1 protein-coding gene is annotated in these 730 nt (G+C 65.1%); it reads right to left on the reverse strand.

The window, feature by feature from the left end; genetic code table 11:
• Positions 1-197: 197 nt before the first annotated feature.
• The coding region (locus tag RA20_RS24315) for a helix-turn-helix domain-containing protein (protein WP_039135468.1) at positions 198-730 on the reverse strand (533 nt) is incomplete at its 5' end.

Here is a 730-nt window from a genome sequence, read left to right on the forward strand (position 1 = left end):
GAAACCTCAGCGGCGAGGACGGCGCAGAGGCTGAACAGGAGAGCAACGAGGGCAACAACTCCGGCTTCGGCAACGTCTTCGATCCCGGCGCCCTCTCCGGTGACGGCGAGGACGGATCAGGAAACTGATAGTCGAACACAAAAACAACAAAGGCGGCCCAAGGGCCGCCTTTTGCTTTTGGTACTCCAGTGTATCCCTCAGGCGGGGGAGCCCGCTGGACTGCGGTCGGCGTAGTACTGTTTGCGGAAGGCCTGCGGGCTGGTCTTATACTCCCGCTTGAACCACTCCGTCAGGTTGCTGCGCGAGCCGAAACCGGTGGCGGCAACAATCTCGGCCAGCGGCAGGGTGGTGTGCAGCAGCAACTGGCGGGCCTTCTCGATGCGCAGCTTGCGGTAGGCGGTCAGCGGGCTGGTGCGGGCCTTCTGCTGGAAACGGCGCTCCAGCTTGCGGGGGGAGACGCCGGCCTGCTGGGCGATGTCGCGGATCAGCAGCGGCTCTTCTATGTTGCGCTGCATCAGGTCGAGGATCTTGACCACTAAGGCATCGCCGCCAGCGGCCTGACGCAGCTGCAGCGAGACCTTGGATTGCTCTGCAGCCGGGCCCAGGGCGAGGCCGAGATAGTCGCAGACAGCATCAGCGATGAAGGGGCCGCGGTCGGTGCGCAGAAAATCCACCAGCAGGCGCAGCGCGGCGAAGCTGCTGATGGCGGTGCTGATGCGGCCCGAGGCGG

Source organism: Leisingera sp. ANG-Vp (assembly GCF_000813725.1).
GTDB lineage: Bacteria > Pseudomonadota > Alphaproteobacteria > Rhodobacterales > Rhodobacteraceae > Leisingera.